The sequence below is a fragment of the Paenibacillus hemerocallicola genome, assembly GCF_006265175.1.
GTDB lineage: Bacteria > Bacillota > Bacilli > Paenibacillales > NBRC-103111 > Paenibacillus_AB > Paenibacillus_AB hemerocallicola.
This window is the reverse complement of sequence record NZ_VDCQ01000093.1, coordinates 24,516-32,382: the sequence shown is the minus strand read 5'-3', so window position 1 is coordinate 32,382 and position 7,867 is coordinate 24,516. Positions and strand designations below refer to the sequence as shown.

At 53.9% G+C, this 7,867-nt stretch carries 7 protein-coding genes; 4 read left to right on the top strand and 3 right to left on the bottom strand.

From position 1 onward, the window contains the following. The first annotated feature begins 407 nt into the window (after positions 1–407). Positions 408–1,232, top strand: coding sequence for a hydroxyethylthiazole kinase (thiM, locus tag FE784_RS37350; protein ID WP_139607372.1), 825 nt, complete (start codon positions 408–410; stop codon positions 1,230–1,232). A 188-nt stretch (positions 1,233–1,420) separates the two neighbouring features. After that, on the top strand, positions 1,421–2,482 hold the full coding sequence (locus FE784_RS37345) for a Gfo/Idh/MocA family protein (protein ID WP_139607371.1): 1,062 nt from the start codon (positions 1,421–1,423) through the stop codon (positions 2,480–2,482). Positions 2,483–2,942: 460 nt separating this feature from the next. Here FE784_RS37345 and FE784_RS37340 read toward each other — a convergent pair whose 3' ends face one another. Genes FE784_RS37340 through FE784_RS37330 form a run of 3 tightly spaced genes read right to left on the bottom strand, consistent with a single transcriptional unit; the run spans position 2,943 to position 5,750 of the window. Next, entirely contained in the window at positions 2,943–3,653 is a 711-nt protein-coding gene (locus tag FE784_RS37340) for a metallophosphoesterase family protein (RefSeq protein WP_139607370.1), read from the bottom strand. A 60-nt stretch (positions 3,654–3,713) separates the two neighbouring features. Continuing rightward, positions 3,714–4,997, bottom strand: a complete 1,284-nt coding sequence (locus FE784_RS37335) for an ABC transporter substrate-binding protein (RefSeq protein ID WP_139607369.1) — start codon at positions 4,995–4,997, stop codon at positions 3,714–3,716. 36 nt (positions 4,998–5,033) lie between these two features. Further along, complete coding sequence (locus tag FE784_RS37330; protein WP_246132361.1) at positions 5,034–5,750, bottom strand: histidine phosphatase family protein; 717 nt, start codon at positions 5,748–5,750, stop codon at positions 5,034–5,036. Positions 5,751–6,075: 325 nt separating this feature from the next. Between FE784_RS37330 and FE784_RS37325 the strand changes: the two genes are divergently transcribed. Continuing rightward, the gene (locus FE784_RS37325; protein WP_176706797.1) at positions 6,076–6,957 is read left to right on the top strand and encodes an AraC family transcriptional regulator; all 882 of its coding nucleotides are present in this window, start codon (positions 6,076–6,078) and stop codon (positions 6,955–6,957) included. 338 nt (positions 6,958–7,295) lie between these two features. Then, positions 7,296–7,559, top strand: coding sequence for an FIMAH domain-containing protein (locus FE784_RS43050; RefSeq protein WP_425465594.1), 264 nt, complete (start codon positions 7,296–7,298; stop codon positions 7,557–7,559). Positions 7,560–7,867 lie beyond the last annotated feature (308 nt).

Below are 7,867 nucleotides of genomic sequence, written 5' to 3'. Positions count from 1 at the left end.
GGGCAGCCCGGCTTCCGCATGGGGCAGCCCGGCTTCCGCATGGAGCAGCCCGGCTTCCGCATTGGGCAACTACGCTAATGTGCTCCAACCAGTACGAATGTGCATAAATGGCATTAATGCGATAGTCCTGCATCTCCCGACACGTATTGACCGTGCCGGAACCGGTAGCGTATCATGGAACCGAACGAATACGATCACGGATGTCCGAAAACTCTTTTCGCGCCGCGCGCAGTTCCCGGCGCACGGTGCGAAAAGAACCGGACCGAGAGTACGGCCGATCCGCCGTTAACCATTTGAACCTGTTGGATTATGCCGGCGCAGGGAGAAGCGGATGCGAACATACTTTGCTTGCGGCTTGGTGTGTTTTTGTCGCAGACGGACTTCTCCTTCTTGAAGGAGGAATACGAATGAATGTGGAGACAAGCCTGGCCCTGGTGAACCGGGTGCGGGAGAAGAAGCCGCTCGTGTATAACATTACGAATGTGGTTGTCACCAATTTTACGGCCAACGGGCTGCTCGCTTTGGGCGCGTCCCCGGTAATGGCCTACGCGCGGGAGGAAGCCGCCGACATGGCGCGCATCGCCGGAGCGCTCGTGGCGAATATCGGGACGTTGGATGAGTCGGTGATCGAATCGATTATCGTGGCAGGCCGATCGGCCAACGCGCATGGCGTTCCGGTGCTGCTGGACCCGGTCGGCGCGGGGGCGACTCCTTACCGTACGGAGGCGGTGCGGCGCATTTTGCGGGAAGTCCGGTTATATGCAATCAGAGGCAACGCGGCCGAGATCGCCAACGTCATCGGCGAGCATGGGGAGATTAAAGGCGTGGATGCCGGCGAGACGCCCGGGAGCGATGCGGCCGAGCTGGCCCGTTTGGCGGCGCAGCGGCTGGGAACGATCGCGGTCGTCACCGGAAGGCACGATTACGTGAGCGACGGCAGCGTAACGTACCGGGTCAGCAACGGAACGCCGCTGCTCACCGCCGTCACGGGCACGGGCTGCCTGCTGACGAGCGTAATCGGCGCTTTTGCGGCGGTGGAGCCGGATGCCGTGGCCGCGGCCGTAAGCGCATTGGCCTTTTACGGAGTAGCGGCCGAACTCGCGGTCGACAGCTCGGGACCGGATCGTCCCGGCACGTTCCAGACGGAGCTGCTGAATCGGCTGCATACGACGGGGGCCGAAGATGTGCGAATCCGCGCGGTGATCGAGCGGTTGGATGGAAGCCGGACGTAAAAGACGACGGATACATCCGGCCATGCCCCATGGCGTAACGAAAGAAACATCGGCGTAAGCGGCGTATTCGCGAATCGTTGCGGGCCCGTGTGAAGAAATGATGAAGCCGGACGCGTACGGCTTGTCATCGAATGGACAAGCAATCATAATGGAAGCGATAACCAACATTGCTGTCGGAGGTAACAACTATGAGTAAATTGCGGGTAGCCGCCGTAGGAACGGGCAATATTTTCAGAAGCATTCATTTGCCGGCATGGCTTGCGCATCCGGAGGCGGAAATCGTTGCCGTATGCGACGCCTATCGGCCGGGAGCGCAAAAAATCGCCGACGAGCACGGCATCAAGGACGTTTACGAGGATTACCGCGAAATATTGGCGCGCGACGATGTCGATGTCGTTAACGTATGTACGCCGAATTTGTATCATTCCGAGGTTTCCGTGGCTGCGCTGCAAGCAGGCAAGCACGTGTTCTGCGAGAAGCCGGACGCGATCAATCCGGTCGAAGCGATCAAGATGGCGGACGCGGCCAGAGCGAACGACAAGGTGCTTATGGTGATGCGCAACAACCGCTATCGTCCGGTGTCGCAATTTTTGAAATCGTATGTGGAAAAAGGTAATATGGGCGACGTGTACACGGGTCGTTGCGGATGGCTCCGCAGACGCGGCATCCCGGGGAAAGGCGGATGGTTCACGACGAAGGAGCTGTCGGGCGGCGGTCCGCTCATCGACCTGGGCGTACATATGATCGATCTTGCGATCTGGATCATGGGCAATCCGAAGCCGGTTGCCGTCAGCGGCTCCGTGTATACGAAATTTGCGGGCAACGATTTGTCCGATTCCGAACACAGCTCGTTTGGCAACAAGCAAGCCGACGGCACGTTCGACGTTGAGGATTTGGCTACGGGCTTTATCCGCTTCGAGAACGGGGCTTCGCTGCAAATCGAATTCAGCTGGGCGTCCAACGTCGAGACGGAAGGACGTTTCGTCGAGCTTCGCGGCACGAAAGCCGGCTTCAGTCTGTTCAATGACGATTTGAAGCTGTTTACCGAAATCGACGGCACGCTATGCAACATCGTTCCACAGCTTCCGAAAGATTCGGGCGGACATAAAAACAATATCAACCATTTCGTAGATGTCGTCAAGAGACGCGCAGAACCGATCTTCGTACCGGAGCAGGGCGTGGACATGATCAAAATTTTGAGCGCGATCTATGAATCGGCGCAGTCCGGCCGCGAAGTTCGTCTGGACTAAACGGCCGGCCGATCTTCGAACAGAACGGAGCCTGACGCGACAAAAAACCGCTTACTGCACATGAAGTGTGGTAAGCGGTTTTTTTTATACGATTAGCATCATTCGCGTACCGGTGTGCAATGTACCGCATAATCGGTGACGGGCGGCTTCCTTGCCGGCGCCTTGCGGGGCCGTGAATCCAAAAAAATAGCGGAACTGGCGTATGCTATTGATTCGATCACTCGTTTTGATGGCAACATAACGGAAAACCGTTCCGCTATTCCGCTGTTCTCGGACATGTTCACCCCGAGAGATCGATATAACGGAAGTCTGTTCCGTTATCTTCGAGAGTATAACGGAATTCGGGACAATAACGGAATATAGTTCCTCTATTGACGGCAGCACGTGGCACCCGCTTCACAAGGGGCCTCCAGGTTGTAATGCGGATTAGGCGATCGTAGTTTTTACCCAACATTCGGCATCATCCAAAAAACCTGAACGCCACCGCCATCTCGGGCTCGCTTAACGATAAGGCTTTGACCGCCCTAAGCAACGGCGAACGGTCATAATCGACATTTTTGAGCTCGATGCGGCCATCGGTAATCGTGATATAGTGGGCTTCCTTGGAAGGATCGTCCGTTCTGCGGTACGACACGCTTCCCGAATTCATCCACAAATCCCGGTCGCTGAGCAAATGAACGCATCTCCGGTGCGTATGACCGAAAATAAGCCGTCTGCAGGACGCATCCCGAACGTTCCCCTCCGTTTGCCGCCGCCAAAATTGCGTGAACTGCGGTAAGCTCGCAATGGTATCATAGCCGCTATACATATGCTGCAGGCTGTACCCGATGCGATCCATCTCGAATGCTACCGATCCGGGCAATGCCTCCAGGAACAGGACGTCGTCTTCCCCCAGCTGACTTGCATTACAATGCTTCCACTGCATTTGATTGGCGGGGAGGCTCCCGAACGATTCGGGCTTGCGATAAGCATCCACGACATCCTTGTCGTGATTGCCCTGCACGCAAATTGCCCGGTGCTCGCGCATCCAGCCGATCACCTCGGAGGGAAAGGGGCCATAGTCGACCAGATCGCCCGCGCAATAGACGACTTCGCTGTCGCTTTCCACGTTCCAAATCGCTTCGAGTGCATATATATTGGCGTGAACATCCGATATGAGCAGCGCCTTCAAGCCGGTTTCCTCCCGATTCGCAGCCGGATCATCGCAGTGAGCCGTAGCCGACGGTTATGATTATTTCGCATTGCCGATCAGCTTGTTGATTGCCTCGTCTATTTCCCTCAATGTGGTATTGACATCCTTCTGTCCGGTGTTGTAATCGACGAACTTGGCTTCCAATATTTTTCTCGCTTCCCGGTAATGCTTAGAGAAGGCCGGGGCGGGAGCAGGTTTGCTTTTGAATATCGAGCTGATATTGATTCCCTCGAACGCCTTGATGTCGGCCGCCAACTGTTTTTTCAGCTCGTTGTCTTGGAGCGGGGACAAGCGGGCGAACTTGCGGGTGGAGATGCGCTGCACTTCGTCGGACATGAGCAGATCGATGACCTGCATCGCTTGGTCTTTATGCTTGCTTTGCTTGGAGATCATAATGTAGTGCGCATCCACGCTGCCGTATACGTTCGGCTGCTCTTTGTAGCTCGGGTATTGGGCGATGCCGACTCTCAGTCCATTCGTAACCGCGTCCGGCAATTTCGTCAACAAATTGACGGTGCCGTACATCGCTACTCTTCTTTCTTTAATAAATTCATCGTTTTTGGTCGTAACATTGCCCGGTATCGCATTGATGCGGTTGGCCAATTCGAATACCTTTTTCCATAACTCATTGTTGACATTGGCTTTTTCCGTCTTCATATCTACAATATCGGGCGACAGCGAGTTGGACAAGCGGGAAATATGCTCGTAGCTTAAGCCTACATATTGCGTGCCCCCGTCATTGCGTGTCACTTTCTCTCCAAGAGCGATTGCGTCGTCCCAAGTCATGCCGTCCTTCGGATAGCTGACGCCGAACCGATCGAACAAATCTTTGTTGTAATAAAGCGCATTGAACTGGCCCGAATAGGGCAGGCCGTACAGCTCTCCTTTCGCGGACAATACTCGCAAGGCGTCCAGGTAAACCGGGTCGTAACGCTTTAGATCGATCTTATGCTTGACCAGAAGCGGAGTCATGTCCATCAGTAAATCGTACGCCATAAAGTCGGTGGCGTAAGAGTTGGCTTGTGTCAGCAGATCGGGAACGACGCCCGAGGTGATAATGTCGGCCAAATTTCCGCTTAGCGGCTCCAGCGTAATATGGGGATATTTTTTTTTGAGCGGCTGAACGAGCAATTGGTCCCATTCGTCGTCCGATATGGCTTGCCCTTTGAAAACAGTGAGGCGGACCGGCTCGGTGCTGATCGCATCGTCGGAATTGGTGCTCGAGCTTTGCCCTTTGCCGGATTGCGTGCAGCCTAACAAAGCGGCCGAAGCGGCAAGCAGCATACATAAGGTCGCTGAACATAATTTTGCATGGGCTCGCATAGGAGTCCCCCCTTGGCTATATATGGTTTTGGAAAACTAACGAAGAGGTCCGAAATCGACGCCTTCGGTTACCTCATCGTGCGAAAGGTGGCCGACGTAATTGGTAAACCTGATTTGGTTGTGGGTCTCGAATACGTCGACGGCCGATATGGCGGCGTGCGCGTGACCGAACACGACGTGGTCGCATGGCGGAGTAAGCGTGAGTCGGGACAGCAGCACGGAGCCGAAAGCGTTATGGCAGACGACGGCGATCCGAGCATTCGAGCCCCGATGCCGCTGCAGCAAATGATGGAGCGTTTCGTCGGCACGGGCATAAGCCTGCTCGCGGGTTTCGTTAGCAAGCTGCAGCCACCATTGTTCCTGCCACGGAGAGGGAGGGTCGATCGTAAATGAGCCGAATCGTTGCCGCAGCGCCTCCAATGGAAGATGATTGGGGTGGTCGAGCCGCTGCCTGTCGACGGCGGAGCTCCCCACGCTTTGGCCCGAGGAGATTCGTTCCCGAATGGAGGGCCAGCCTCGGCGATCCGTCTCGATCAAGGAGGGCCATACGTGCCAGGAGACATTTGTACTTTCGTATATCGCGCCGGCCGTTTCCAATGTTCGCTGCATGCAACTGGAATACATCACATCGATGCCCCAAAGCTTCATCTGGCGTCCGACCTGTATGGCTTGGGCCAACCCCTTTTGTCCCAGCGGCGGATTGGGCCCCCCCTCATATCCGGGTTCCTGACTCGCCGGTTGAGCGTGCCGAATTACATAGATGCGAGTAGTGATTGCCCATCATCTCCGTTTCGTCGTTCCTCTGATTATACACAATCGGCGAATGAGAAAACGCTTTCCCGAGTTGCTCCGTTCTCCCTGCGCCTGTATGTTCGGCCGCTATTCCAGACGCTCCACTGTCTGAAACCATTTTGACATGCGGGCGACCGATTACTGCAATCGTAACTTAATCCCGGATGCAGAATCTGTACAGAAAATTGCGAATATTTATTTTTTCTTAACCGATTTTGCGATCCTTTCATGCGACAATTGATATATAATTTGGGCATAAGTCCGACAGATGACGGGGGTGGACGCTTTGTCTTTATCAAGCACGGATATTGTCAAGCGTTACGGATACTACGACGAAGAGTTTGTATTGTCCTATTCGCATAAGAACGGCCCGTATAATATGACGAGTCATATGCATGATCAGTACGAGGTGTACTACTTGTTAAAAGGTCAACGCTCGTATTTTATTAAGGATCGCGTATATTTGGTTGAACAGGGCGATCTTGTATTTGTTCCGAAATATGTTCTGCACCGGACACAGTTTGCCGGCACGCTGCAGCATCAACGCATCGTTTTGAATTTTACCGATTCGTTTCTGGAGCGTTCGTGGATCAAAGGATCGAAGCTGGATCTGCTTAAGCCGTTTCAAGGCGACAACCCGACTCTCCGTCTGAAGGAAGAAGATCGCAAATATACGGAGTCGCTTTTCTTTCGGGCGATCGCTGAAATGAAAAATAAGTCGGACGGCTATGAAATATGCGTGAAGGCGATTTCGGTCGAGCTTCTCGTCCACCTGGCGCGTTGTATCGATAAATATGTCGAGGTCGTAGCGCCCGTCGATTCCCCGCTTCATCGGAAAATAGCGGAAATATCCAATTACATCGAAACCCATTATGCGGAGCCGCTGACGCTGACTCATCTCTCGCAATCGTTCTATCTAAGCCCTTATTACTTGAGCCGCGTATTTAAAGAAATTTCCGGTTTTTCGTTTATCGAATATTTAAATCATAACCGGATCAAGGAGGCACAGCGTCTGCTGCGGGAATCCAACTGGAAAGTGCTGCGTATTGCCGAAAGTGTCGGCTATGACAGTATTGCTTATTTCGGCCGCGTGTTCAAGGAAACGGTCCATATGTCGCCGCTGCAGTATCGCCGTATGCATAGTGGGGAAGGCATAGAAAGGACATGAGAACATGCGGGCGAATCGACGATAAGCGAATCCGCGCGGTGATCGAGCGGTTGGATGGAAGCCGGACGTAAAAGGTGGCGGGTACAAAAGGGAATATGGGCGACGTTTATACGGGGCGATGCGGATGGATGAGCAGACGAGGCAAAAACAACATCAACCGTTTCGTAGATGTCGTCAAGGGACGTTTGGAACCGATCTTCGTACCGGGTCTCATCATGCGGTTCTCTCCAGGGCGTCCCCAATACGGCAGGGAAAACGATCAATTGGGCGGATCATCTCGGTAACCATACTGTGGTTGTAAGTGTAGTGGATCAGGCCGGCAATCGGAAGGAAGCCGCATATGTAATCCATGTGACGATCAGTCCAGCCGCGATTGTGCAATTGATCACCTGTTACCTTCAATCGGGAAACTGCCCTCCTCGATGGTCATGCAGCTTATTAACATGATGCAACAGGCATTGCAGCACTGGAATAACGGCAAAGCATTGCAGGCTTCGAATGTCCTTGACAGTTTCCTACAACTGTTGAATAGCAGTGGGCAGCCACTTGGATCTCCGAGTACGCGGGAGTTTCCGGCGTCGCGCTTGAAGAGGCGAGAGTAACGGGATCGCCAGTTTGGACAGCTTCCGTTGCTTTTTTCTCGGTACGCGACCGTTTCCATCCTTCGGGAGGGAAGCGGTCGTCTGCATGTTATTGCCTGCGCAATCGACAGCACGATTATATACCGGAATCAAAAGAATAGCGTATTTTGTTCGGCAGCCGGATTGCTTATAATCATCTTAATCATCACTGCTCGCGAGCGGGAGATCGAGAAAAGAAAGGGAATCAGCTTGAGGCACGGGCTCATTTGCGACGCGGGGGACGGCTTTGAACCGAACACCTGGACAAGCGTTAGATGGAAAAGCGCTTC

Bases quoted from the DNA above. Each gene is read 5' to 3' on its own strand.
- thiM (WP_139607372.1), top strand. From the start codon at position 408: ATGAATGTGGAGACAAGCCTGGCCCTGGTGAACCGGGTGCGGGAGAAG.
- FE784_RS37345 (WP_139607371.1), top strand. From the start codon at position 1,421: ATGAGTAAATTGCGGGTAGCCGCCGTAGGAACGGGCAATATTTTCAGA.
- FE784_RS37335 (WP_139607369.1), bottom strand. From the start codon at position 4,997: ATGCGAGCCCATGCAAAATTATGTTCAGCGACCTTATGTATGCTGCTT.